Here is a 23,418-nt window from a genome sequence, read left to right as displayed (position 1 = left end):
CGCGCATTCCGCCGGGCATGGCCCGGCGGGTGCGTTCAGGCAATCGCGGCGCTGGCCAGCGATGCGGATTCCAGGCACTCCCGCACCGGCGCGAAGCTGCGGCGGTGTTCGGCGCACGGCCCGTGGGCCCGCAGCGCGGCCAGATGGGCCGGGGTGCCATAGCCCTTGTGCTGCTCGAAGCCATACTCAGGGTGGCGCACGTGCACCTCCTGCATGTAGCGGTCGCGCGAGACCTTGGCCAGGATGGAGGCGGCCATGATGGCCCGGTCGATGCCATCGCCGCCGACCAGGGCCTGTGCCGGCAGGACCAGCCCCTTGGGCACCACGTTGCCGTCGATGCGCGCGAAGCCCGCCACGTGGGCCACAGCGGCCACCACATCGCGCATGCCCTGCAGGGTGGCCTGGTAGATGTTGAGGCGGTCGATGGCCTCCACCTCCACCAGTACCACATGCCAGGCCAATGCCCGTTCGACGATGCGGTCATACAGCTGCTGGCGGCGCGCGGCGGTCAGCTGCTTGGAATCATCCAGGCCGTTGATGCGCGGCCTGGACGGGTCGAACACCACGGCGGCCACGGCCACCGGGCCGGCCAGCGGGCCGCGCCCGGCTTCGTCGACACCGGCGATCAGGCGTTCCGGCTCGACCACCGCGCTGGCATCGAACAGCGCCAGGCTGGCTGCAGCGGCGTGGCGGCGGCTCATGCCTGGGCCTGGTTGCGCACCAGCAGCTCGCCCACGGCGTCGGCGGCACGTGCCGATGCGTTGCGGCGCAGGCGCTCGTGCAGGCGCGCGTAGGTGTCCTGCAGGTCGCTCACCCGCTGCGGGTGGTCGAACCACTGCTGGATGGCCGCCGCCAGCTTGTCCGGTGTGCAGTCATGCTGCATCAGCTCCGGGGCCAGGTCCTGGCCGGCCAGGATGTTGGGCAGGGCGAAGCGGTCCACCTTGATCAGGCCCAGCGCCTTGACCAGGCGGTAGGTCAGCTCGTTGACGCGGTAACCGACCACCATCGGCCGCTTCACCAGCATGGCCTCCAGCGTGGCGGTACCGGAGGCCAGCACCACCACGTCGGCGGCGATCATCGCATCGCGCGCCTGGCCGTCGAGCACGTGCGAATAGGCCACCGGCAGCGCCGAGCGTGACAGCTGCTCTTCAATCAGCCGCTTGCACGCCGCGTTGGCGGCAGGCACCACCACATGCAGCCCGGGAATGCGTTCGGAGACCTGCCAGGCGGCTTCGAAGAACGGCTCGCCCAGGCGCGAGATCTCACCCAGGCGGCTGCCCGGCAGCACCGCCAGCACCTTGGCCGAGGTCGGCAGGCCCAGCGTGGCGCGTGCGGCCTCGCGGTCGCCCTGCAGGGGAATGTCGTCGGCCATTGGATGCCCGACAAAGCGCGCGTCGATGCCGTGCTTGGCATAGATCGGCGGTTCCATCGGGAACAGGCACAGCACCAGGTCGGCGCTGCTGCCGATCTTCTCGGCGCGCTTCTCGCGCCAGGCCCAGACCGACGGGCTGACGTAGTGCACGGTGCATACGCCCCGCTGCTTCAACCAGCGCTCGATGCCCAGGTTGAAGTCGGGCGCATCGATGCCGATGAACACGTCCGGCTGCCATTCCAGCGCACGCTGGCGGAAGGCCGAGCGCAGCTTCAGCAGGCGCGGCAGATGGCGCAGCACCTCGGTCAGGCCCATCACCGCCAGCTCGCTGGCATCGTGCCAGGTCTGGCAGCCGGCGCTGCGCATGGCATCACCGCCGATGCCGGCGAATTCGGCATTCGGGAAGCGCGCCTTGAGCTCGCGTACCAGTCCCGCACCGAGCAGATCGCCGGAGGCTTCACCGGCCACCAGCGCGATCCGCAACGGGCGCTCGCTGAGCACCCGCTGCGCAGGGACACTGCCGGCCATCGAGGCCAGCGGGATCACGGCGGCGCCGGCGGGCGCCTGGCCGGCGGTGCTGTTCATCGCAGCAAGGGCCGCTCGGCGTGCTCGATGAAGTCCAGCATGGCCTTCACGTCATCGCTGTCACGCGCCTGCTCGGTCAGCTGCACCTTGGCCTCGGCCAGCGGCAGCCCGGCCACATACAGCGTGCGGTAGGCGCGCTTGATTGCCGAAATGCGCTCGGCATCGAAGCCGCGGCGCTTCAGGCCTTCGCTGTTGATGCCTCGCGGGCGGCCGAGCGAGTCGGTGCCGACCATGGTGAACGGCGGCACGTCGCCATTGGTCAGCGCACCCATGCCGAGGAAGGCATGCGCGCCGATGCGGCAGAACTGGTGGGCGCCGGCAAAGCCACTGATGATCACGTAGTCGCCCACGGTCACGTGGCCGGCCAGCGTGGTGTTGTTGGAGAACACGCAGAAGTTGCCCACATGGCAGTCGTGCGCCACGTGCGTGTACGCCAGCATCCAGTTGTCGTTGCCGATGGTGGTGATGCCGCCGCCGCCGCCGGTGCCACGGTTGAGGGTGACGAACTCGCGGAACACGTTGCGGTCGCCGATCACCAGTTCGGTACGCTCGCCGCCGAACTTCTTGTCCTGCGGCTCGCCACCGATGGCCGCGTGGCCGACGAAGCGGTTGTCGCGGCCGATCCGGGTCGGACCGTGGATGCTGCAATGGGGGCCGACCACCGTGCCGGCGCCGATTTCAACATCGGCGCCGATCAGGGTGAAGGCGCCCACCTGTACGTCGTCGGCCAGCCGGGCGGCCGGATCGATGACGGCGGTGGGATGGATCCGTGGTGCGTTGTCAGTCATTGCTGCCTCCCGTGGATCAGCCCTTGGCGCCGGCGCACATGACCTCGGCCGAGGCGACCACTTCGCCGTTGACCTTGGCTTCGCCGTAGTACCAGCCCATGTTGCGGATCAGGCGCTTCATCTGCACATCCAGCATCAGCACGTCACCGGGGACGACCTGCTTGTTGAAGCGGGCGTTTTCCACCTTGACCATGTAGAACAGCTTGGACTGCGAGTCGCGGCCAAGCGTGAGCTGGGTCATCACGCCACCGGCCTGCGCCAGCGCTTCGATGATCAGCACGCCGGGCATGATCGGGCGGCCCGGGAAGTGGCCCTGGAAGAACGGCTCGTTGATGCTGACGTTCTTCTGCGCCAGGATGCGCTTGGCCTCGATGTCGAGCTCGAGCACCCGGTCCACCAGCAGGAACGGGTAGCGGTGCGGAAGCAGTTCCTGGATCTGGCTGACGTCGATCGGAAGCTGCAGCGTGTCGTTCATTCTTTCTCCTTGCCAGCAGCCAGGACGCGGCGAGCCAATGCGTCCAGCTGCTTGAAGCGCGCGGCGTTCTTGCGCCACGTGCGGTTGTCGGTCAACGGGGTGCCGGACGAGTACTCGCCCGGCTCATGGATGGAGTTGCGGACCACCGACTTGCCGGTGATCACGACCTTGTCGCAGATCTCAAGGTGGCCGACCACGCCGACGTGGCCGCCGAGCAGGCAGTAGCGGCCGATCTTGGCGCTGCCGGCGATGCCGGTGCAGCCTGCGATGGCCGAGTGCGCGCCGATCTGCACGTTGTGGGCGATCTGCACCAGGTTGTCCAGGCGCACATCCTCGTCCAGCACGGTGTCTTCCAGGGCGCCACGGTCGACGCAGGTATTGGCGCCGATCTCGCAGTCGTCGCCGATGCGCACACCGCCCAGCTGCGGAACCTTGATCCACTTGCCGGCATCCATGGCCAGGCCGAAGCCATCGGCGCCCAGCACCGCACCAGGGTGCACGCGCACGCGCTTGCCAAGCGTGACCCGGGTGACCAGGGTGACCCGGGCGATCAGTTCACAGCCGGTGTCCAGGCGGCAGTCTTCGCCGATCACGCTGCCGGCGCCGATGATGCAGTTGTCGCCCACCACGCTGCGCGCGCCGATGGACACGAACGGACCGATGTGGGCGCTGGCGGCGACCTGGGCGCTGGAATCGATGACGGCGCTGGGGTGGATGCCCGGCGGGCGTGCCGGTGCGATGTCGAACAGCGCGGCGATCTTGGCGAAGGTGGTGTAGGGATCCTTGGCCACCAGCGCGGTGCCCGGGGCGGCGTCGGCGTCGTCGGCGCGCAACACCACCAGCGAGGCCTGGCTGTCGGCCAGCTGGGCGCGGTAGCGCGGGTTGGCGAGGAAGGTCAGCTGGCCAGGTCCGGCATGGGCGAGGGTGGCCACGCCATGGATGGCGGTGGCGGGGTCGCCATGGACCTGCAGGCCGAACTGCTCGGCGAGTTGCTGGGCGGTGTAGGTGGGAGTATTCACGGCGGGAGTTTAACGTGTGACGCCATTGCGGTCATGCGGGGTCAAAAGCGGCGCCTGCCTGATGCCCCGGGGTGATGGCGCAGGGGGCTGCCCAGGACACGCCGTAAACCCATCCCTGGGGGCTTGATGGCGCCATCCATGGCGCCAACGGTCCTGGTCAGCCCCCTGCGCCATCACCAGATGATTTCACGCGAGCGCGGGAAGTAACGGCGGCGCCGAGCAAGTAAAACGAAAACGCCGGGCAATGCCCGGCGCTTCGCACCCCGTCTGGTGGAGAGCCCCCCTTCTGTTAAGGGGGGCGCGCCAACGGCGCGGGGGATAGGAGGAATGCGCGTGCAGTTCTGATGAACCGCAGGGCGGTTCGTCAGAACTGCCCGCCAAACGTAAACTGCAGTCGTTCGATCTTGTCATCGTCTTCCTTCTTCAGCGGGAAGGCGTAGCTGATCGAGATCGGACCGACCGGGGCGCGCCACAGCAGGGCCACACCGGTGGACACGCGCAGCTCGTTGGCCTTGAAGTTCTCGGTGCCGTTGTAGACGTTGCCGAAGTCGACGAAGGCCGACACGCGCGCCGACGGGCTGTCGAACAGGCGCGGGAAGTAGGCTTCGACCGAGCCGACGGTCTTCAGCGAACCACCCAGCGGCTGGCCTTCCGGATAGCCCTGGGTAACTTCGCGCGGGCCCAGGGTGTTGTCCTCGAAGCCGCGCACCGAGTTGGTACCACCGGCGTAGAAGTTCTCGAAGAACGGCAGGCCGCTGGCGGTAACGGTTCGGGTGGTGCCATCCGGCTCGGTCAGGGTGCGGCTGTAGTCCTTGCCATAGGCGTCACCGTAGCCCACTTCAGCACGGGTGTTGATCACCAGCGAGGGCATGATCGGCCAGTACTTGCTGATCTGGTAGTTCAGCTTGTAGTACTCGATGGTCGAACCCGGCAGCGTGGTTTCCAGGCCGACGCGCTGGTAGGTACCGCGGGTCGGCATGAAGTAATCGTTGCGCGAGTCGCGCGCCCAGCCCAGCTCGGTGCGCCACGCGTGGAAGGTACGGCGGCCGACCGCGTTGATGTAGTCGATGATCGACTGCGGGGTCGAGCCCTGGTAAGTGGTGATCTGGTTGCTGTCGATGCCGAACATCAGCGAGACGGTATCGGTCTCGGTCAGCGGCACGCCGAACACCACCTGCGCCGAACCATTAGTGCTGTTGTACTGGGCGGTGTTGAAGTCGGAGTAGTCCAGTTCGCGCCAGGACAGGTTGTAGCCCAGCGACACGCCGTCATCGGTGAAGTACGGGTTGGTGTAGCTGAAGCCGTAGCGCTGCAGGTAGCTGCTGCGCGAGGCTTCAACCGACACGCGGTTGCCGCCGCCGAGGAAGTTGTTCTGCGACAGCTGCACCGAGGTGGTCATGCCGTAGGACTGCGAGTAGCCCAGGCCGAACACGAAGCTGCCGGAGGTGGTTTCCTTGACGTTGTAGACTACGTCGACCTGGTCGTTGCTGCCGCTGACGGCCGGGGTCTCGACCTCGACCGACTCGAAGTAACCCAGGCGCTGCAGGCGGATCTTGGAACGGTCGATCGCGGCCTGCGAGTACCAGCTGTTCTCGAACTGGCGCATTTCGCGACGCATCACTTCGTCGGAGGTGCGGGTGTTGCCACGGAACAGGATGCGGCGCACCGACACGCGCGGGCCGGGCACGACCTGCATGTTGATGGCCACCGTCTGCTCGGCACGGTTGGTGGTCGGGATCGGGTTCACCTTGGCGAACGCGTAGCCGATGTTGGACAGCGAGTTGGTGATGGTGTCCGAGCTGAATTCCAGCAGGGCACGCGAGAACGTGTCGCCGGACTTCTGGATCACCATGCGCTCGACGTCCTCCTGCGGGAGGATGGTGTCGCCGCTGACCTTGATCTCGGAGATCTTGTACTGCGCACCCTCGGTCACGCCGGCGGTGAGGAACATGTCGCGCTTGTCGGGGCTGATCGAGACCTGGGTCGAATCGATGCTGAAGTCGACATAGCCGCGGTCCAGGTACCAGGAGTTGAGCTTTTCCAGGTCGCCGGACAGCTTTTCCTTGGAGTACTGGTCATCGCGGCGGTACCACGAGGCCCAGTTGTGCTCCTTCGATTCCCAGGTCTCCAGGATGTCCTTGCTCTCGTACTTTTCGGTACCGACCAGGTTGACATGGCGGATCTTGGCCGCCTTGCCTTCCTTGATGGCGATGGCGATGTCCACGCGGTTGCGGTCCAGCGGGCTCACCGTCGGGGTGATCTCAACGTTGTACTTGCCGCGGTCGTTGTACTGGCGGCGCAGTTCCTGGGTCACGCGGTCCAGGCTCAGGCGGTCGAAGGTGCCGCCTTCGGTCAGGCCGATGTCGGACAGGCCCTTGAGCAGCTGGTCGGACTTGATGTCCTTGTTGCCGGTCACGGTCAGCTTGTTGATCGCCGGGCGTTCCTTGACGGTCACCACCAGGATGGTGCCCTGGCGGTCCAGCTGCACGTCTTCGAAGAAGCCGGTCTTGTACAGGGCGCGGATGGTCTCGCCGACCTTGCTGTCGGTGACCGTCTCGCCACGTTCCACCGGCAGGTAGGTGAACACCGTGCCCGAGCTGATGCGCTGCAGGCCATCGACGCGGATGTCGCTGACAGTGAAGGGCTCGGCTGCCTGGGCCAGGGCGGGAGCGCCGGTGACGGCGGCGAGGGCGAGGGCCAGCAGGCGGCGATTGGGGAGTCGCGTCATGTCACGTCCGGTAGGAAGGTCGATTTCATTGGTGCGGGATGCCGACGCTGTAGACGGCAACAACGTGGAAAAGTTCATCGCGGGACCAGGCCGAGGATGTCGTTGTAGAACGCCAACCCCATCAGCCCGGCCAGCAACGCCAGGCCGATGTATTGGCCGGCGGCGATGGCACGCTCGCTCAGCGGGCTGCCCTTGACCAACTCGATAAGGTAATACAGCAGGTGGCCGCCGTCCAAGATCGGGATCGGCAGCAGGTTGATGATGCACAGGCTGAGCGACAGCAGGGCCAGGAACTGCAGGAACCAGTCCAGGCCGCGCTTGGCCGATACATTGGCCACCCGGGCGATGGTGACCGGCCCGGAAACGTTCTGCAGCGAGGCTTTGCCGGTGACGATGCGGCCCATCATGCCCAGCGAGTCGGCCGCCAGGCGGCCGGTTTCGCGCACGGCCACGGTCACCGCGTCCAGCGGGCCATAGCGCAGCAGGGTGTCGTAGGCCGGGCTGTAGGAGGTGGGGAAGCCGACGCCGATCTGCCAGACCGGGTTGCCCTTGCCGTCCTTGCCCTGGCGCGGGGTGACCTCCAGCGCCAGCCGCTCACCGCCGCGCAGGACTTCGATCATGCCCGGGCCGCCGGCGCGGCCGAGGGCCTGGATCTCGCCGATCACCTGGTCGACGCTGTCGATGCGCTGGCCGTCGATCGCCACGATCAGGTCGCCGGGCTGCAGCAGCCCGCTCACCACCGAATCGGGCGTGAGTGAATCGACCAGGGCCGGCTGCAGCCACGATTGCCAGTACAGGCCGGCCAGGATCGGCACCCGTCTTTCATCGAAGCCCGTCGGCAGCTGCGACAGCGGCAGCGTGCGCACGCGCACCTGGTCGGCGGCATCGAGCACTTCCAGCTTCACATCGCGGCGGTCCATCGCTGCAGCGGTCAGCGCCATGCTGGCCTCGCCCAGGGTGACCACCTGGCGGTCGTCCACGCGCAGCACGCGATCGCCACTGACCAGGCCGGCCGTGGCGGCAATGCCGCTGGTGCGGCCGATGGTGGGGGAGTAATCCTGTTTGCCGATCACGAACATCGCCCACAGCAGCAGGATGCACAGCAGCAGGTTGGCGAGCGGTCCGGCGGCGACGATGGCGATGCGCTGCCACACGGTCTTGTGGTTGAAGGCCTGGCCGCGTTCATGCGGGTGGACCTCGACCTCGCGCTCGTCGAGGAATTTCACATAGCCGCCGAGCGGGATGGCGGCGATGGCGAACTCGGTGCCATGGCGGTCGCGGCGCGACCACAGCGGCCGCCCGAAGCCGACCGAGAAGCGCAGCACCTTGACGCCGCACAGGCGGCCGACCCAGTAATGCCCGAACTCGTGGAACGTGACCAGCAGCCCGAGGCTGACAATCATCCACCAGACCGATCCGATGAAATCAGTCATGCAGGCTCACAGTGGCGGACAGGGGCGGCGTCGTCATGCTGGGCGAGGCGGTCGTTCAGGCGGCGGCGATGGCGTTCAGGGTCAGCTGGCGTGCCCGCTGGTCGGCGGACAACAGGACCTCCAGTGTATCGGCTGGTTCGGTCGGCAGTGTTGAAAGAGCGTTAGCAACCAGCTCCGGGATGGTCAGGAAACCGATCCGGCCCTGAAGAAACGCTGAAACCGCCTCTTCGTTGGCAGCGTTCAGCACCGCCGGGGCGGTGCCGCCGGCCTGCATCGCCTGCCAGGCCAGCGCCAGGCAGGGGAAGGCGTCAGTGTCGGGGGCTTCGAAATCGAGCCGGCCCTGCGCCAGCAGGTCCAGCCCGGCCACGCCCGATTCAATGCGTCGCGGCCAGCCCAGGCCGACGGCCAGGGTGGTGCGCATGTCCGGCAGGCCCATCTGCGCCAGGGTGGAGCCGTCGACGAACTCGACCAGCGAATGCACCAGGCTCTGCGGATGCACCAGTACCTCGATGCGCTCGCCAGGCACCGCGAACAGGTGATGGGCCTCGATCACTTCCAGGCCCTTGTTCATCAACGTCGCCGAATCGACCGAGATCTTCGGCCCCATCGACCACTTCGGGTGGGCCACGGCCTGTGCCGGGGTGACCTGGGCCAGCTCGGCACGCGTGCGGCCACGGAACGGGCCGCCGGAGGCGGTCAGCAGGATCCGGCGCACGCCGGCGCCGTCGAGGCTGGCGTCGCGCGAGCGCAGGCACTGGAAGATCGCGCTGTGCTCGCTGTCGATCGGGATGATCTCGGCGCCGGCACGCTCGGCGGTGCGGGTCAGCAGTTCACCGGCCAGGACCAGCGATTCCTTGTTGGCCAGCAGGACGCGCTTGCCGGCGGCCGCGGCGGCCAGGGTCGAGGACAGGCCGGCGGCACCGACGATGGCGGCCACCACGGTGTCACAGGCCTCACTGGCTGCCAGCTGGTCCAGCGCGGCGGAGCCGGCATGGGCCTGGGTGGCCAGGCCGGCCTCGCGCAGGCCGTCGCGCAGCTCGGCATACAGCGATTCATCGGCGATCACCGCATGGGCCGGCGCGTGCTGCCGGCACAGGGCCAGCAACGCCTGCACCTGGCGGCCCGCTGCCAGCACGGTGGCCTGGTAGCGCTGCGGGTGGCGGGTGATCACGTCCAGCGTGGAGGCACCGATCGAGCCGGTGGCGCCGAACACGGCGACCCGGCGCAGGTCTGCAGCTGCATTCATGGTCAGAACCCGAAGATTTCCTTGCCCAGCGCGAACACGGGCACGGCCGCCAGCACGCCGTCGACCCGGTCCAGCACGCCGCCATGGCCCGGAATCAGGTGGCCCGAGTCCTTGGCGCCGGCGTGACGCTTGATCAGGCTTTCGAACAGATCGCCCAGCACCGAGGCAAACACCGCCACCACCGAGGTGATCAGCAGGCCCGGCAGGTGGGCGCCGTCGATGCCGGCCAGCCAGCCCAGTCCAAGGGCGACGGCGACGCCGGCGATCAGCCCACCGAACAGGCCTTCCCAGGTCTTGTTGGGGCTGATGCGCGGGGCCAGCTTGTGCTTGCCGAACTGTCGGCCGGCGAAATAGGCGCCCGAATCGGCGGCCCAGACCAGTGCCAGTGCCGCCAGCAGCCACAGGTGGCCTTGCTGGCCCGGCGGATCGCCGCCAGCATGGATCAACACCAGCGCCGCCCAGGCCGGGACGATGGCCAGGGTGCCGGCCAGCATCTTCACGATCCGCGCGGGGGCCGTCGGCTGTGCGCCGAAGTTGAAGAAGCGCAGCCAGACCAGGGCCGCCAGCCACCAGGCAACGCCGGCCAGCGTGGTGATCTGGAACAGCACCAGCGTGCTGCCATCGGCCCAGACCAGCAGCACCATCAGCAGCAGGTTCAGCACCAGCAGCACGGTACGCGCCAGGGTGTCTTCAATGCCGGACAGCTTCAGCCATTCCCACAGGCCGATCAGCAGCACGGCGGCGGCGGCTGCGGCCAGCCACTGCGTCGGCAGCAGCAGGATCGCGGCGATGGCCAGCGGCGCCATGATCAGCGCGGCGAGGACTCGGGTCTTGGTCATGGGCTGGAGGTCTCGGTGGCCAGGGCGGCGATCTGGGCGCTGGTCAGGCCGAATCGACGCTCGCGGCCGGCATAGGCATCAAGCGCCTGCTGCAGCTGGTCGGCATCGAAATCGGGCCACAGCGCCTCGGTGAACCACAGCTCGGTATAGGCCAGTTGCCACAGCAGGAAGTTGCTGATGCGGGTGTCGCCGCCGGTGCGGATGAACAGGTCTGGCGGCGGCAGGTCGGCCAGAGCGACCTGGCGGCCCAGCAGCGACTCGTCGATCTGCTCGGGCAGCAGGCGGCCGGCGGCAACTTCGGCGGCCAGGGCGCGCGCGGCTCGGGCGATATCCTGGCGGCCGCCGTAGCTGGCGGCGATCGACAGGGTGAGCGCGGTGTTGTCGGCGGTGCGTTGCTCGGCCAGCTGCATGCGGCTGACCAGCCCGGCGCCGAAGCGCTCGCGTTCGCCGATGAAGCGCACGCGCACGCCGCGCCGATGCAGCTCGTCCACTTCGCGGTCGAGCGCACCGAGGAACAGCTTCATCAACGCATCGACTTCCTCCTGCGGCCGGCCCCAGTTCTCGCTGGAGAAGGCGAACAGGGTCAGCGCCGGGATGCCCAGTTCAAGGCAGCGCTCGATGGTGCGGTTGACGGCACGCGCGCCGGCACGGTGGCCGATCACGCGCGGGCGGCGACGCTGCTGCGCCCAGCGACCGTTGCCATCCATGATGATGGCAACGTGGCGGGGCAGGGCAGCCGGCAACGGGGGCGGGACTGAAGGCATCGACTTCAGACCGACAGCAGTTCTTTTTCCTTGTCGGCAACGACCTTGTCGACGTCCTTGATGTTGGCGTCGGTCAACTTCTGGATGTCGTCTTCGCCGCGCTTCTTCTCGTCTTCGCTGATCGCCTTGTCCTTGACCAGCTTGGCGATTTCCTTGTTCGCGTCCTGACGGATGTTGCGGATCGCGATCTTGGCGCCTTCGCCTTCCTTCTGCACCTGCTTGGCCAGCTCCTTGCGGCGCTCTTCGGTCGGCGGCGGCATGTTGATGCGGATCGCCGTACCCAGAGTGTTCGGGGTGAACTCGGCGTTGTAGAGGCCCTTTTCGATCTCCTTGATCATGCCCTTGTCGAACGGGGTGACCAGCAGCGAGTGGGCGTCGGCGTTGGAGATCGAGGCAACCTGGTTCAGCGGGGTGCTGGCATTGCCGTAGGCATTGACCGTCACGCGGTCCAGCAGGGCCGGCGTGGCACGCCCGGTCCGGATGGAGGTGAGGGTGTGCTTCAGAGCGTCGATGCTCTTGGCCATGCGCGTCTGCGCGTTGTTCTTGATGTCGTTGAGCATCGCCCGGTCCTGGATGTATCTGGAATCGGGCGATTATAGGCGAATACGGGACGCTGCCGGGCCTGGATCGACCCGGCTGTCGCCGCCCGCTCAGGCTCAGGCCGGATCGCGGCCCTGAACCAGGGTGCCGATGTTCTCGCCGCTGAGGATCTTCAGCAGTTCGCCCGGCTGGCCCATGTCGAACACGCGCATCGGCAGATCGCTGTCGCGCGCCAGCGCGAAGGCGGCGGTATCCATCACTTCCAGGCCGCGGCGGATCACTTCGTCGTAGCTGAGGGTGTCAAAGCGGACCGCATCGCTGTGCTTGTTCGGGTCCTTGTCGTACACGCCATCGACCTTGGTGGCCTTCAGCAGCAGGTCGGCACCGATCTCGATCGCACGCAGGGCGGCGCCGGAGTCGGTGGTGAAGAACGGGCTGCCGACGCCGGCGGCGAAGATCACCAGGCGGCCCTTTTCCAGGTGACGGATGGCGCGGCGGCGGATGTAGTCCTCGCACACGTCGTTGATCTTGATCGCGCTCATCACACGGGCCTTGGCGCCGAGCTTCTCCAGCGCGTCCTGCATGGCCAGGGCGTTGATGACGGTGGCCAGCATGCCCATCTGGTCGCCGGTAACCCGGTCCATGCCGCCGGCGGCCAGGCCGGCACCGCGGAAGATGTTGCCGCCGCCGATCACCAGTGCCACTTCGGCACCGGCCTGCTGGGCTTCGATGACCTCGCGGGCCAGGCGGTTGATGATCTTCGGGTCGATGCCGTAGTCCTCATCTCCCATCAGCGCCTCCCCGGACAGTTTCAGAAGGATGCGGCGATAGGCGAGCTTGGACATGGGGACCTCGGGTGCGTGGAAATCGCGGGCGATTCTACGCGCATGCGGCGTCGGGCCATAGTGTTTTGTGCACTGCGGCGCGAAATCCGGCGGTTCACCCCGGTGATGCGGGGCTTCCCGTTCAGCCCAGTTCGGCGCCGGCCGTCGCCGACAGCTCGTCGTGGCCCAGTGCACCGGGGGAGCGTGCGATCACCCGGTTGCGGCCCAGGTTCTTGGAGCGGTACAGCACATCGTCAGCGGCGCGCAGCAGGTCCTGCACATCGGCGAAGCGCTCGTAACCGCCCTGGGTGGCCACGCCGGCGGAGAAGGTGACGAACAGCGGGCCACCTTCCAGCTCGGCCATCGGCGTGGCGACGATGTTGGCCAGGACCCGGCGGATCACGTCCAGGGCCACGGTTTCGCTGGTATTGGGCAGCAGCGCGACGAACTCCTCGCCGCCGAAACGGGCCACGGTGTCGCTGTTGCGCAGCTGGCCCTGCAGCTTCCCGGCGAACGCGCGCAGCACTTCGTCGCCGGTCAGGTGACCGTGGGCATCGTTGATCTTCTTGAAATCGTCCAGGTCGATGAAGGCCACCGACAGCGGCCAGCCCTGGCGCCCGGCGCGCAGGAATTCCTGTTCCAGGACCGCCTCCAGCTGGCGGCGGTTGAGCACCCCGGTCAGGGCATCGCGATGGGCCTGGTCGGCCAGGCGCTTGGCGCGGGCCTCGAACTCGTCGGCGCGGCGGCGCGCCTGGTCGGCATCCTGCAGTTCACGCAGGTTGCGCAGGGTGGCCAGCTCCTGGGCGTGGTCGATCAGCTCGCGCACCCGCATCGGCGAGCTCAGGCCGGCCTCGAACAGGCTGGCGATGTCCGGCAGGGCGTCGCTGATGCGCACCAGCACCTGGTCGAAACGCGCGCTGTCCAGTTCCAGACGATCGTGCACCTGCTGCAGGGCGCGCTCGCGCGCGGCATCGGCATCGTCATCGAGCCAGATGTCGGCCACGGCGCCAGACAGCTGCACGCAGGCCTGGAACGCCGATCCGGCGGCATCCTGGTCTTCGCTGTGGCTGATGCTCTCCACCAGATAGCGCGGCAGGCCCCACTGCTCGGCCACCCAGGCGCCCACGTCGGCATGGCTGCAGCCCAGCGCGTCACGCTCACGGGAGACCAGGTCGATGTTGTCGCGCGCATCCCGCAGCAGGGGCAGATAGCGCTCTGATTCGGCCTGGGCCAGGCACAGCACGCCCAGGTCCTGCAGCAATCCGGCCAGCATCAGCTCCTCCAGCCGGCGCAGCCCTCGCGCCTGGCCCAGCTGGCTGGCCGCCAGTGCACTGAGGATGCTGCGCTTCCACGCGCGCTGGCGCAGGTCGTGGTCGGCACCGCTGCCGCCGGTCAGCCCCTGGGTGACGGTGAAGCCGAGGGCGAGGCTGATCGTGGCATTCAGGCCGAGCATGGTCAGCGCCTGGCCGAGGTTCTCGATCCGGCGGCGGCTGGCGTACAGCGGTGAATTGGCGATGCGCAGCATGCGAGCGCTCAGCGCCATGTCGATGGCGATGATGTCGGCGGCGGTGGCGATGTCCGCTTCCGGGTCCTGCGCCAGTTCGATGATGCGCAGGGCAATACCGGGCGGCGAAGGCAGGTTGCGGCAGAGCGCCAGGGCAGCTGTCAGCTCGGGAGGCATGTCGGGTCGTTCAATTCCATTAGGACAAGAATACCTAGGAATGCATCACAGTCCGCGATTTTCGTTCCTGTTAGGTGACTGTCGATTCCCTGCGCCGAGTATCGGCTTGATTGGTGCGTAACGCAAAGGTGCGGGTGTCGGTGTGCGCACCAACGGTGCGCACCCACCGGTGGGGTGCAGTCACAGGCACAAAAAAAGAGCCGCGGTTTCCCGCGGCTCCTTCTGGTTGCTTCACAGCCGGAGGGCTGGAATCAGACCTGCATCGCCTTGGCAACTTCGGCGGCGTAGTCTTCCACCACCTTCTCGATGCCTTCGCCGACGACCAGCAGCTTGAAGCCGGCCACGTCGGCGCCAGCGGCCTTGACCACCTGCTCGACGGTGGTGTCGCCCAGCACGTAGGTCTGGCCGTACAGGGTCACGTCGCTGACGATCTTGTTGATCTTGCCGCTGATGATCTTTTCCAGGATGTCGGCCGGCTTGGCCTTGTCCTTCTCGGACATCTTGGCCAGCTCGATTTCCTTTTCCTTCTCGACGAAGTCGGCCGGAACGTCCGCAGCCTTGTTGTGCGGCGGCTTCAGCGCGGCCACATGCATGGCCAGGCCACGGGCCAGCTCGACGTCGCCGCCGACCAGGTCGACCAGCACGCCAACCTTGCCGTTGGTGTGCACGTAGGCGCCGACGGTGTTGTTGCCGTCAACCTTCACCAGGCGACGGATCTGGATGTTCTCACCCAGGGTCTGCACGGCGGTGGCACGGGCTTCTTCAACGGTGCGGCCATCGGCCAGCTTGGCGGCCTTCACGGCTTCGACGTCGTTGGCGTCCGTGGCCAGGGCAGCAGCGGCGACAGCGTTGACGAAGGACTTGAAGTTGTCATCGTTGGCGACGAAGTCGGTTTCCGAGTTGACTTCGACCAGCACGGCCTTGCCGCCGTCCTGGGCCAGACCCAGACGGCCTTCGGCGGCCACGCGGTCAGCCTTCTTGTCGGCCTTGGCGGCGCCGGACTTGCGCATGGCTTCAGCAGCAGCGTTGATGTCGCCGTTGGCTTCAGTGAGCGCCTTCTTGCATTCCATCATGCCGGCGCCGGTGCGCTCGCGCAGTTCCTTGACCAGGGAAGCAGTGATTTCCACGGGATTACCTCACGAAAGAAAGGGGTTGGGCCGGCATGGTGGCCGGCCCGTGTGACACAGTCCTGTCACGCGCCAAGGGCGGCATGCAGGGAGGGTGGACGCCGGGCGTCCACCCCGGGGCCTGGATCAGGCCTGGGCGTCGTCGCCCTTCTTGGCAGCCTTCTTGGCCGGCGCGCGGCGGGCCGGCTTGTCTTCGCCTTCAGCGGCGGCTTCAGCGAACTCTTCTTCGCGCACCGAAGCGGCGTGCGGTGCAGCAGCCTTGCCTTCCAGCACGGCGTCGGCAGCGGCGCGGGCGTACAGCTGCACAGCGCGGATGGCGTCGTCGTTGCCCGGGATGGCGTAATCAACCAGTTCCGGGTTGTAGTTGGTGTCGACCACGGCGATGACCGGGATGCCCAGCTTCTTGGCTTCCTTGATCGCGATGTCTTCGTGGCCGATGTCGATCACGAAGATGGCGTCCGGCAGACGGTTCATGTCCTTGATGCCGCCCAGCGAGGCTTCCAGCTTGTCGCGCTCGCGACGCAGGCCCAGCACTTCGTGCTTGACCAGCTTCTCGAAGGTGCCGTCGGTTTCGCCGGCTTCCAGTTCCTTCAGGCGGGCAACCGACTGCTTGACGGTACGGAAGTTGGTCAGGGTGCCGCCCAGCCAACGCTGGTTCATGAACGGCATGCCGCAACGCTCGGCTTCTTCACGAATGGTTTCGCGGGCGCTGCGCTTGGTGCCCAGGAACAGGACGGTGCCGCGCTTCTGGGCCACCGACGAGATGAAGTTCATCGCGTCGTTGAACAGCGGGACGGTCTTTTCCAGGTTGATGATGTGGATCTTGCCGCGGGCGCCGAAGATGTACGGAGCCATCTTGGGGTTCCAGTAGCGGGTCTGGTGGCCGAAGTGGACGCCGGCTTCCAGCATCTGACGCATGGTGACCTGGGGCATTGCAATACTCCTGATGGGGAACCTGCGCTTCCGCCCGCGGTAATAGGTATGCGGGACGCGTGGAAACGCGATGGGTTCCGGGGTTGGGCTTCCCTGTTGCCTCCGTGGCCGAACTCCTTGCGGAGCACCCCGGCACGGATGGGGGCAGCAGGTGTGGATTCACCGGTGACGTCCGGTGTGGACGGGGTCCCGCGCACGCTGGCGGCAGGAATCCGGTCGATTATAGCCCGCTTGGCGCGCCCGCTGCAATTGTGGGGTCCGGCGCGGTCAGCTCGACCTGGCGGCCGTCCTGCAGATGGGCCTGGAAACGCCCGCCATGGTAGCCGTTCGGCCGGGGCGGCAGCGCCCAGCGGCGTTCGTGCCCGGCCAGCAGATAGCCGGCCAGCCCCGGTAGCAGCAGGGTGCGCTGGCCGTCTTCGGCAACGAACACCAGGTCATGCAGGCGGGCGTGCAGCGGCCCGGCGTTGTTCAATCGCAGATGAGGCTGCGACGCGTCGGCGTCGAGCCGGGCCTGTACGCGGGGTTGCGCCTGCGGTGCGGCCTGGCCGCGGAACAGCGGGAGTGAGTAGCGGGGCAGGCCGGCCCGGCTGGGCTCCAGCACGATGCGATAGGCCTGTTCACCGGCCACGGGCTCGGGTCGGCCGGGCAGCAGCCAGACGCGCTGGCGGATGCCCGGGGCGAGATCGAGCTGGATCGGGCTGGCCAGGATCTGCCCGGTCGGCCGCAGCCGTTCGGCATCCACCTGTTGTTCCCAGGCCAGCACCCGCACCTGGCCCTGCCAGTGGCCGGGCCCGGGGTTGTACAGCCACAGCTCGGTGCGGCCGCCTTCGACGGGCAGCTGCAGGGTGGTGGGGGACAGGTCCAGTGCAGCGGCGGGCATGGCCAGCAGCGACGCCAGCAGGATCAGCGCCACACGCATCAGTAGATGACGGTCACGGCAGGCACCGGGTCTTCGTTGGCGGGCGGTGGTGCCAGATCGCGGACCTGGGCGGGCAACTGCGGCGCGTCACTGCGTTGCTGCGGAACCGGGCAGCGGCGGCTGCCGGCCTCGCCGCTGCAGGCGTCCACCACAGTGAGCCGGATCTGCAGCGGCGTGGTGCCCGGTTCAGCCCATGCGGGTGTGCTGGCGAACAGTATCGCCCCGATCAGAAATACGCGAACCACCCGCCAACCACCCTGCGTCAGGACTCGCTGCGCGGTATCGGCCGGATCGGCCGGAACTGTAGAGTCGAGCTTGCTCGACTGCGCCAGGCCAGCATCCACGCATGGGTGGATCTGCCGGAACCCCGTAGTAGGTGCCGACCGTCCGAAACCTGCCCGGTAGGTGCCGACCGTTGGTCGGCACGCCCATCAATAGGTAATCGTCACCTGCACCAGGTCGTTGTAGATGCCTGCCGGTGGCTGGCCGCTGACCGGCGGCACCCGGCCATAGATGGTCAGCTGCTGCGCGCTGCCGGTCCCGGTACCGCTGGCGGTATCGACGGTCAGCGTGTTGCCCCAGCGCTGGGTGCGGGTGGAATCGCGGTACAGCTCGTAGGTGAGGTAGTAGGTGCTGCCGCCGATGGTGGTGGCCATGCGCCGTGTGCTGGTGGCCGCGGGATTGTTCTGCCCGTTGTTGAGGCTGACCTGGTAGGCGGTGTTCTTCAGGCAGGTCAGGGTCAGCGTCGCGGTCTGGTCGATGTTGGCAGGAATGCCGCCGGTGACAGTGCCGAAGTTCATGTTGGTGGTGACGTAGCTGCCGCACTGCGGCAGCACATTGGCGGTGGCGGTGAAGCTGAAGGCCGCGCTGGCACTGTTGGTGCCGGTGGCACCGCCGTTGCAGGTGGCCGGCACGGTGGCGGTGCCGAGCAGTACTTCGTTCCAGGCCCAGGTCAGCACCACGTTCGCCCCGCTGAAGGTGCTGCTGTAGGCACCGGAAGCCAGCACCTGGTTGGCCGGGATCTGCGCGAACAGCTGGGTGGCCTGCGCGCCACTGCCGCCGGTCAGCAACGGCACGTTGTAGGTCATGGTCAGTTCCTGTGCCGGCGGCGTGCCGCGCGGGGCCAGCCCGGTCACCTGGCTGAAGTTGGAGGTGTTGTAGAGCTGGAAGTTCATGCTGTCGCTGGCGCTGGTCTTCATCGTCCGCCAGGTGGAGCTGCTGCCGCCGCCGCTGCCGGCACCGATGCCCACGCAGACCCGCACGCCGGTGGTGGCCAGCAGGCTCAGCGCGGCGGTGGTGCAGGTCACCGTGATGTTGAGCGTGCCGGTGGTCGCGCCAGGTGCATTGCTGTTGACGTTGCCGAACGGCAGCGTCGGGTCGGCGATGGCGGTGCACACGGCGGTGGCGCGCGCTGGCGCCGCCGCCAGCAGGCCAGCGATCAGCAGCAGGCCCAGCAGCACCCTCATGGCGCCACCTCCGGGATGCACGCCAGCGGTGCTGGCTTCGGCCGCGCGCCGGACGCCACCACCTTGGGCAGGTCCGGTACCTTCACCCGGCATTGCCCGCCGCTGGTGGTGATGTACAGCACGCTGCCGGCGGCCACGTCCTCCAGGTACAGCAGGCCGTCATAGCCCACCAGCGCCTGCCGCCCGTCGGGCAGCTGCACTTCGCTGCCCACCTCCAGCGGCTGCCCGTCCATGCTGTGCAGGGTCAGGCTCAGCGAGGGCCGCGAGCGCAGTTCGAAGGTCACCCGCGTGCCCGCGCGCTGGCGTGGGGTCACCCAGTCTTCGATGCGGTCGGCGCGCATGTCCTCAGGCAGGTCCAGGGTGTCAATCGAGACCCGGTTGCGCTGCCAGGACAGCAGTGGGCTGACCAGCAGCAGGCCGCGATCATCGGTCACGCCGATCAGCCGGTTCTCCAGCCGCACCGGCACGCCGCCCACGCCGTTGGTGCTGATCACCGCGAACGCGTCGGAGACCTCGCGGGTTGCGAAGGCATGCCCGCCCATCCACACCAGGCTGCCGCTGGCGCTGGCGTAGGCATAGTTCAGGCCGCCCTGGCGCGAGGCGCCAAGCGAATAGCGGCCGACATCGTTGAGGATGCCGACTTCGGCCAGGCCGCCGTTGCCATCCTCGCCGTGGCGTACCTGTGCGCGCCAGCCGACGCCGCCGGCGCTGCCATCGCCGGGCACCGGCTGGGTGACATCGGCCACCCAGCTCTGGCTGTCGCCGTTGCGTTGGCTGGACAGGCTGGCCTGGCGGTTGTTGCCCAGGCTGGCGGTGACGGACAGATAGAGGCTGCGGTCATCGCTGTTGTCCAGGTTCTGGTTCAGCGACAGGTAGGCCGACCAGCGCTGGCTCCAGCTGCGCGACCAGAACAGGCTGGCGTAACGGTTGTCCTCGCCGTCGGGGTAGCGCAGGCGCAGGTAGCTGGCGCTGAGCGTGCCCAGCCGCAGCAGGTCGACGCCGACCGTGGCCTGGTCGCTGATGTCTGGTGGCAGGTTGCCCTGCAGTGCGCCCAGGTCGCGATAGTCGCCGTGGCTGCGCACGCTGCGCAGGTTGAAATTGAAGCGGCGGTTGTTCCAGCTGTAGCCCAGTGCCCATTGCCCGCCCTGCAGGCCGTGGTAGTCGCTGCGCGCGTAGGCGGCATTGAACACCCCCGCGCCGCCGAGCAGCCACCAGCCGCCGAGGCCGGCCTGGGCCAGGCCACCGCCGCCTTCGGCATGCGCTTCGCCGGTAAAGGTATCGCTGACGCCGCCGCGCCAGCTGGCACTGGCCACGGTGCGATAGTCGTAGGCAAAGGAGCGTTGCCCGAAATCCTCGCGCAGGCGGCCGACGCCGACCGACCAGTCCGACAGGCCCTTGGCCAGCAGCTGCTGGGTGCCGTAGAAGCTGAAATCCAGGGTCTGCATGCGGCCGAACGCGTCGGTCACCACCACCTGTGCGGTGCCGGTACCGCTGATGCCGGGCTGGGCGCCCAGCTGGAACGGGCCGACCGGCACCTGGCCGCTGTACTGGCGCAGGCCATCGACGTACAGCTCGACGGTGGACGGCACCACCGCCTGGCCGAGGAAGCTGGGCGTCGGTGTCAGCACGCGATAGGGCTGCAGGCCGTAGTTGCGGCCGATCTGCAGGCCGCCCAGGCGCACCGGTCGGGTCCAGTCGACAAAGCCGCTGTAGAAGTCGCCGACGTCCAGGGTCAGCGCCTGGTCAGGGAAATCCAGGCTCCAGCGGGTGTCCAGGCGCACGCTCTCGCCGCGCCAGCGACGATCGCCGGGCTGCTGGTAGCGGCGGCTGACCGCGGTGTTCTCGAAGGTACCGTTGCCGATGCCGAACAGGCGCAGTTCCGAGCTCAGGCTGAGATTGCCGAGCGTATCCACGCGGCTGCCATACACGTCGTAGTTGAGCAGCAGGCCCGGTGAGGCCGTGCCGGCCAGTGCACGGGTCTGTGGGCGGCTGAGCACGGTGGTCGGCAGGGTCAGCTGGTCCAGCGGCACGTCCAGTGCCAGCGTCTGCATGTGCGCGTCGTAACGCACCACCGCGCCGCTGATCTGGTCCAGGTAGACCGGGGCATCACCGCTGGCATTGAAGCCGAGCTGGCGCAGCACCTCGGGGCTTGCCTGCAGGCGGCCACGGTTCTCGGTGAACGGCAGCAGGCCGCGCGGCGTGCTGTTGAGCGAAACATCCAGGTACAGCGTCTGGCTGGCGGTCAGCGGCGTTGGTGGTGGCAGGATTGCATCGGCTGACACGCCCGATACGTCTGCGGCGCCGGCGGCCGCGATACCGGGCACATCGGCGGCCTCGGTCGCCGCGGGAGCCAGGGCAGCCAACAGCGCGCCCATCAACGCCTCAGCGAGCCGGTGGTGGCGACAGTGGCGTCTGTTCCGACTCGCCATTGAGCTTGGCCGTGATCTGGTCGTTGTCGCGGTCGATCGCGATACGCTCGATCGGCCAGCGCATCACCTGTCCGGGCAGCACATAGCCCAGCAGCCCCGGATGCACGATGCGTGGGCGCTGCGTGCTGCCCAGCGCGAGATCGGCGATCTGCGCATAGCTGTTGCCGGTGTTGGCCACTTCCACCCCGTTGCGGCCGTCCTCCAGCCGCACCAGGCGCGCGGCCAGCTGTGGCGCGAGCTTGCCGCCGGAGGGCTGCACGAATACCGGGATCGAATAGCGCAGCACGAACTGCATGCCGTTGGCGCGGGTCGCCAGGTCGGGCACTTCGTCGACGATCAGCCGGTAGTAGCGCTGGACCTCCGGCGGCTGGTTGACCGGACGCATCACCCGCACCAGCTGTTGCTGGCCGGCGGCCAGTTCCTGCATCGGCGGGGTGGCCAGCAGCTCATCGGTGGGCAGCAGCTGTTCCTGCCCATCCTGCTGTACCCAGCGGAACACGCGCACCTGCAGCCTGACCGGCGAGGTGCCGCTGTTGGTCAGCCACAGTTCGCCTGCGCGCTGGCGGGCTTCGAGCTGCAGGCTGGTGGGGGCGACCTGCAGGCTGGTGGCGCCGGCGGCGGTGGCGAGCAGCAGGCTCAGGGCGAGCAGCGCCACGCCGGTGGCGCGCCACGGGCGGGGTCCGGCCATGCGGGCGTGCTCCATCAATAGGTGATCGTGGCGGTGACCGTATCCAGGTAGTTGCCGGTGGCCGGGTTGTTGGTGCTCAGGTTCAGGATCTGGCCGTAGACGATGTAGGGCACCGCCAGGCCGGTGCCGATGCCGGCCTGGGTGTTGGTGCCGGTGGTGGCGCCCCAGACCAGGGTGTGCGCCGCGTCCTGGTAGAGCTGGTAGCCGACATAGTTGTTGGCGGTCACAGCCGCATTGGTGTTCTTCATGCGGCGGGTGGTGACGTCGTTGGCCGTGCTGGCGTTGGCGCCCGCGTTCAGCGAGATCGTGTATGGGGTCAGCGCCGAGCACTGCGCGGTCACCGTGCCCTGGCCCAGGGTGGGGGTGGCGGTGGTCGATGCGGCGGTGCCGAAGTCAACGTTGGTGGCCGCTGCGGCGGTGATGGTGCAGGCCTTGGTGACCACCAGGGTGACGTTGAAGGTGGTGGTGTCGGCCGCCAGCGCCGGACCGCTCAGCAGGAGCGCCCCCAGGGCCCAGGCAAGCGGGGAACGAAGCGGGGATCGCATGGACAACCTCCCTGACCCGAAGGTCCGTTGAACAAGGCGAAGGCGGCATGTTCGGTGCCGCTTTGACGACGGTCGCCGCCAGCTTGTGCGGCTAAGTGTCTGTAATCCGTGATAAATAGTGATCCGAAAGGGCGAATCCCATCACGCTTTCACTTTCCTTGCCGGAACCGTGCACGGCCCGCAACGCCAGTTGGGTGGCGTTCGTTCAGATTGCGGCCGGATCGGCGATAATGGGCGCCATGAGCGTGAATCTGAAAACCCCGCAGGAAATCGAGATGATGCGCGTCGCCGGCCGCCTGGCCAGCGAAGTGCTCGACATCGTCACCCCCCACGTCAAGCCCGGTGTCACCACCGAGGAACTGGACCGCATCTGCCACGACCACATCGTGAACGTGCAGGGCGCCATTCCGGCCAACGTCGGCTACCGCGGCTTCCCCAAGACCGTGTGCACTTCGGTCAACAACGTCATCTGCCACGGCATTCCCAGCGAAGGGAAGGTGCTCAAGGATGGCGACATCATCAACATCGACGTGACCGTCATCAAGGATGGCTGGCACGGCGATACCAGCCGCATGTATTTCGTCGGTACGCCGTCGGTGATGGCCCGCCGCCTGGTGGAAGCCACCTATGAAGCGATGTGGCGCGGCATCCGTGCGGTGCGCCCGGGTGCGACCCTGGGCGACATCGGCCATGCCATCCAGAGCTATGCCGAAGGCGAACGTTTCAGCGTGGTGCGCGAGTACTGCGGCCACGGTATCGGCAAGGTCTACCACGACGAGCCGCAGGTGGTGCATTACGGCCGCCCGGGCCAGGGCCTGGTGCTGCAGCCGGGCATGACCTTCACCATCGAACCGATGATCAACGAGGGCACCCGCTACAACAAGGTGCTGCCGGATGGCTGGACCGTGGTGACCAAGGACCGCAAGCTGTCGGCGCAGTGGGAGCACATGATCGCGGTCACCGAGACCGGCGTGGACGTGCTGACCCTGTCGCCGGGCGAATCGCAGGTCGCCTGAC

22 protein-coding genes are annotated in these 23,418 nt (G+C 67.7%); 1 reads left to right on the top strand and 21 read right to left on the bottom strand.

Going from position 1 to position 23,418, the window contains the following annotated elements:
- Nucleotides 1-35: 35 nt before the first annotated feature.
- The 21 genes from LZ605_RS09355 to LZ605_RS09255 all read right to left on the bottom strand — a co-directional run bounded on the left by LZ605_RS09355 (nt 36) and on the right by LZ605_RS09255 (nt 22,401).
- Nucleotides 36-701 carry a ribonuclease HII gene (locus LZ605_RS09355; protein ID WP_249844590.1) on the bottom strand — a complete coding sequence of 222 codons (666 nt, stop codon included), beginning with the start codon at nt 699-701 and terminating at the stop codon, nt 36-38.
- Nucleotides 698-1,900: a lipid-A-disaccharide synthase gene (lpxB, locus tag LZ605_RS09350; protein ID WP_249844890.1), complete on the bottom strand. Its 1,203-nt coding sequence runs from the start codon at nt 1,898-1,900 to the stop codon at nt 698-700. The genes LZ605_RS09355 and lpxB overlap by 4 nt, the downstream gene beginning before the upstream one ends.
- Before the next feature lie 53 nt (nt 1,901-1,953).
- The gene (gene lpxA / locus LZ605_RS09345) at nt 1,954-2,745 is read right to left on the bottom strand and encodes an acyl-ACP--UDP-N-acetylglucosamine O-acyltransferase (protein WP_057497707.1); all 792 of its coding nucleotides are present in this window, start codon (nt 2,743-2,745) and stop codon (nt 1,954-1,956) included.
- Nucleotides 2,746-2,761: 16 nt separating this feature from the next.
- The gene (gene fabZ / locus LZ605_RS09340) at nt 2,762-3,220 is read right to left on the bottom strand and encodes a 3-hydroxyacyl-ACP dehydratase FabZ (RefSeq protein ID WP_057497706.1); all 459 of its coding nucleotides are present in this window, start codon (nt 3,218-3,220) and stop codon (nt 2,762-2,764) included.
- Nucleotides 3,217-4,239, bottom strand: coding sequence for a UDP-3-O-(3-hydroxymyristoyl)glucosamine N-acyltransferase (gene lpxD, locus LZ605_RS09335; RefSeq protein WP_249844589.1), 1,023 nt, complete (start codon nt 4,237-4,239; stop codon nt 3,217-3,219). Before lpxD ends, fabZ begins: the two co-directional genes overlap by 4 nt.
- A gap of 364 nt (nt 4,240-4,603) precedes the next feature.
- On the bottom strand, nt 4,604-6,967 hold the full coding sequence (gene bamA, locus LZ605_RS09330) for an outer membrane protein assembly factor BamA (protein WP_249844588.1): 2,364 nt from the start codon (nt 6,965-6,967) through the stop codon (nt 4,604-4,606).
- A gap of 74 nt (nt 6,968-7,041) precedes the next feature.
- On the bottom strand, nt 7,042-8,400 hold the full coding sequence (rseP, locus tag LZ605_RS09325; RefSeq protein ID WP_249844587.1) for an RIP metalloprotease RseP: 1,359 nt from the start codon (nt 8,398-8,400) through the stop codon (nt 7,042-7,044).
- 55 nt (nt 8,401-8,455) lie between these two features.
- Nucleotides 8,456-9,646 (bottom strand): 1-deoxy-D-xylulose-5-phosphate reductoisomerase, encoded by a 1,191-nt coding sequence (locus tag LZ605_RS09320; RefSeq protein ID WP_249844586.1) that lies wholly within the window; start codon nt 9,644-9,646, stop codon nt 8,456-8,458.
- 2 nt (nt 9,647-9,648) lie between these two features.
- Nucleotides 9,649-10,485: a phosphatidate cytidylyltransferase gene (locus LZ605_RS09315; RefSeq protein ID WP_107230330.1), complete on the bottom strand. Its 837-nt coding sequence runs from the start codon at nt 10,483-10,485 to the stop codon at nt 9,649-9,651.
- Nucleotides 10,482-11,249, bottom strand: coding sequence for a polyprenyl diphosphate synthase (gene uppS / locus LZ605_RS09310; protein ID WP_249844585.1), 768 nt, complete (start codon nt 11,247-11,249; stop codon nt 10,482-10,484). The genes LZ605_RS09315 and uppS overlap by 4 nt, the downstream gene beginning before the upstream one ends.
- 5 nt (nt 11,250-11,254) lie before the next feature.
- Nucleotides 11,255-11,809, bottom strand: coding sequence for a ribosome recycling factor (gene frr, locus LZ605_RS09305; RefSeq protein ID WP_049427358.1), 555 nt, complete (start codon nt 11,807-11,809; stop codon nt 11,255-11,257).
- A gap of 96 nt (nt 11,810-11,905) precedes the next feature.
- The gene (gene pyrH / locus LZ605_RS09300) at nt 11,906-12,634 is read right to left on the bottom strand and encodes a UMP kinase (protein ID WP_057497698.1); all 729 of its coding nucleotides are present in this window, start codon (nt 12,632-12,634) and stop codon (nt 11,906-11,908) included.
- Between the two features lie 121 nt (nt 12,635-12,755).
- The gene (locus LZ605_RS09295; RefSeq protein ID WP_249844584.1) at nt 12,756-14,294 is read right to left on the bottom strand and encodes a sensor domain-containing diguanylate cyclase; all 1,539 of its coding nucleotides are present in this window, start codon (nt 14,292-14,294) and stop codon (nt 12,756-12,758) included.
- 251 nt (nt 14,295-14,545) lie between these two features.
- Entirely contained in the window at nt 14,546-15,421 is an 876-nt protein-coding gene (gene tsf / locus LZ605_RS09290; RefSeq protein ID WP_107230333.1) for a translation elongation factor Ts, read from the bottom strand.
- Nucleotides 15,422-15,547: 126 nt separating this feature from the next.
- Nucleotides 15,548-16,354, bottom strand: coding sequence for a 30S ribosomal protein S2 (gene rpsB / locus LZ605_RS09285; protein WP_057497695.1), 807 nt, complete (start codon nt 16,352-16,354; stop codon nt 15,548-15,550).
- 220 nt (nt 16,355-16,574) lie between these two features.
- Nucleotides 16,575-17,273 carry a fimbrial biogenesis chaperone gene (locus LZ605_RS09280; protein WP_249844583.1) on the bottom strand — a complete coding sequence of 233 codons (699 nt, stop codon included), beginning with the start codon at nt 17,271-17,273 and terminating at the stop codon, nt 16,575-16,577.
- Complete coding sequence (locus LZ605_RS09275) at nt 17,273-17,617, bottom strand: hypothetical protein (protein ID WP_249844582.1); 345 nt, start codon at nt 17,615-17,617, stop codon at nt 17,273-17,275. The genes LZ605_RS09280 and LZ605_RS09275 overlap by 1 nt, the downstream gene beginning before the upstream one ends.
- An 87-nt stretch (nt 17,618-17,704) precedes the next feature.
- A complete protein-coding gene (locus LZ605_RS09270) occupies nt 17,705-18,739 on the bottom strand; it encodes a Csu type fimbrial protein (protein WP_249844581.1) in 1,035 nt (344 codons plus the stop codon).
- A complete protein-coding gene (locus LZ605_RS09265) occupies nt 18,736-21,114 on the bottom strand; it encodes a fimbria/pilus outer membrane usher protein (RefSeq protein WP_249844580.1) in 2,379 nt (792 codons plus the stop codon). The genes LZ605_RS09270 and LZ605_RS09265 overlap by 4 nt, the downstream gene beginning before the upstream one ends.
- Nucleotides 21,115-21,121: 7 nt before the next feature.
- Complete coding sequence (locus LZ605_RS09260; RefSeq protein WP_249844579.1) at nt 21,122-21,871, bottom strand: fimbrial biogenesis chaperone; 750 nt, start codon at nt 21,869-21,871, stop codon at nt 21,122-21,124.
- Nucleotides 21,871-22,401: a Csu type fimbrial protein gene (locus tag LZ605_RS09255; RefSeq protein WP_249844578.1), complete on the bottom strand. Its 531-nt coding sequence runs from the start codon at nt 22,399-22,401 to the stop codon at nt 21,871-21,873. The genes LZ605_RS09260 and LZ605_RS09255 overlap by 1 nt, the downstream gene beginning before the upstream one ends.
- A 230-nt stretch (nt 22,402-22,631) precedes the next feature.
- Here LZ605_RS09255 and map point away from each other — a divergent pair, with 230 nt between their 5' ends.
- Nucleotides 22,632-23,417 (top strand): type I methionyl aminopeptidase, encoded by a 786-nt coding sequence (gene map / locus LZ605_RS09250; protein WP_146160116.1) that lies wholly within the window; start codon nt 22,632-22,634, stop codon nt 23,415-23,417.
- The last annotated feature ends 1 nt before the right edge of the window (nt 23,418 follow it).

Source organism: Stenotrophomonas maltophilia, from assembly GCF_023518235.1.
GTDB lineage: Bacteria > Pseudomonadota > Gammaproteobacteria > Xanthomonadales > Xanthomonadaceae > Stenotrophomonas.
This window is presented reverse-complemented; position numbering and strand designations above follow the sequence as displayed.

Coding starts and splice junctions, on each gene's coding strand:
- LZ605_RS09355 (WP_249844590.1), bottom strand. CDS start 701: ATGAGCCGCCGCCACGCCGCTGCAGCCAGCCTGGCGCTGTTCGATGCC.
- lpxB (WP_249844890.1), bottom strand. CDS start 1,900: ATGGCCGGCAGTGTCCCTGCGCAGCGGGTGCTCAGCGAGCGCCCGTTG.
- lpxA (WP_057497707.1), bottom strand. CDS start 2,745: ATGACTGACAACGCACCACGGATCCATCCCACCGCCGTCATCGATCCG.
- fabZ (WP_057497706.1), bottom strand. CDS start 3,220: ATGAACGACACGCTGCAGCTTCCGATCGACGTCAGCCAGATCCAGGAA.
- bamA (WP_249844588.1), bottom strand. CDS start 6,967: ATGACGCGACTCCCCAATCGCCGCCTGCTGGCCCTCGCCCTCGCCGCC.
- rseP (WP_249844587.1), bottom strand. CDS start 8,400: ATGACTGATTTCATCGGATCGGTCTGGTGGATGATTGTCAGCCTCGGG.
- LZ605_RS09320 (WP_249844586.1), bottom strand. CDS start 9,646: ATGAATGCAGCTGCAGACCTGCGCCGGGTCGCCGTGTTCGGCGCCACC.
- LZ605_RS09315 (WP_107230330.1), bottom strand. CDS start 10,485: ATGACCAAGACCCGAGTCCTCGCCGCGCTGATCATGGCGCCGCTGGCC.
- uppS (WP_249844585.1), bottom strand. CDS start 11,249: ATGCCTTCAGTCCCGCCCCCGTTGCCGGCTGCCCTGCCCCGCCACGTT.
- frr (WP_049427358.1), bottom strand. CDS start 11,809: ATGCTCAACGACATCAAGAACAACGCGCAGACGCGCATGGCCAAGAGC.
- pyrH (WP_057497698.1), bottom strand. CDS start 12,634: ATGTCCAAGCTCGCCTATCGCCGCATCCTTCTGAAACTGTCCGGGGAG.
- LZ605_RS09295 (WP_249844584.1), bottom strand. CDS start 14,294: ATGCCTCCCGAGCTGACAGCTGCCCTGGCGCTCTGCCGCAACCTGCCT.
- rpsB (WP_057497695.1), bottom strand. CDS start 16,354: ATGCCCCAGGTCACCATGCGTCAGATGCTGGAAGCCGGCGTCCACTTC.
- LZ605_RS09280 (WP_249844583.1), bottom strand. CDS start 17,273: ATGCGTGTGGCGCTGATCCTGCTGGCGTCGCTGCTGGCCATGCCCGCC.
- LZ605_RS09270 (WP_249844581.1), bottom strand. CDS start 18,739: ATGAGGGTGCTGCTGGGCCTGCTGCTGATCGCTGGCCTGCTGGCGGCG.
- LZ605_RS09265 (WP_249844580.1), bottom strand. CDS start 21,114: ATGGGCGCGCTGTTGGCTGCCCTGGCTCCCGCGGCGACCGAGGCCGCC.
- LZ605_RS09260 (WP_249844579.1), bottom strand. CDS start 21,871: ATGGAGCACGCCCGCATGGCCGGACCCCGCCCGTGGCGCGCCACCGGC.
- LZ605_RS09255 (WP_249844578.1), bottom strand. CDS start 22,401: ATGCGATCCCCGCTTCGTTCCCCGCTTGCCTGGGCCCTGGGGGCGCTC.
- map (WP_146160116.1), top strand. CDS start 22,632: ATGGGCGCCATGAGCGTGAATCTGAAAACCCCGCAGGAAATCGAGATG.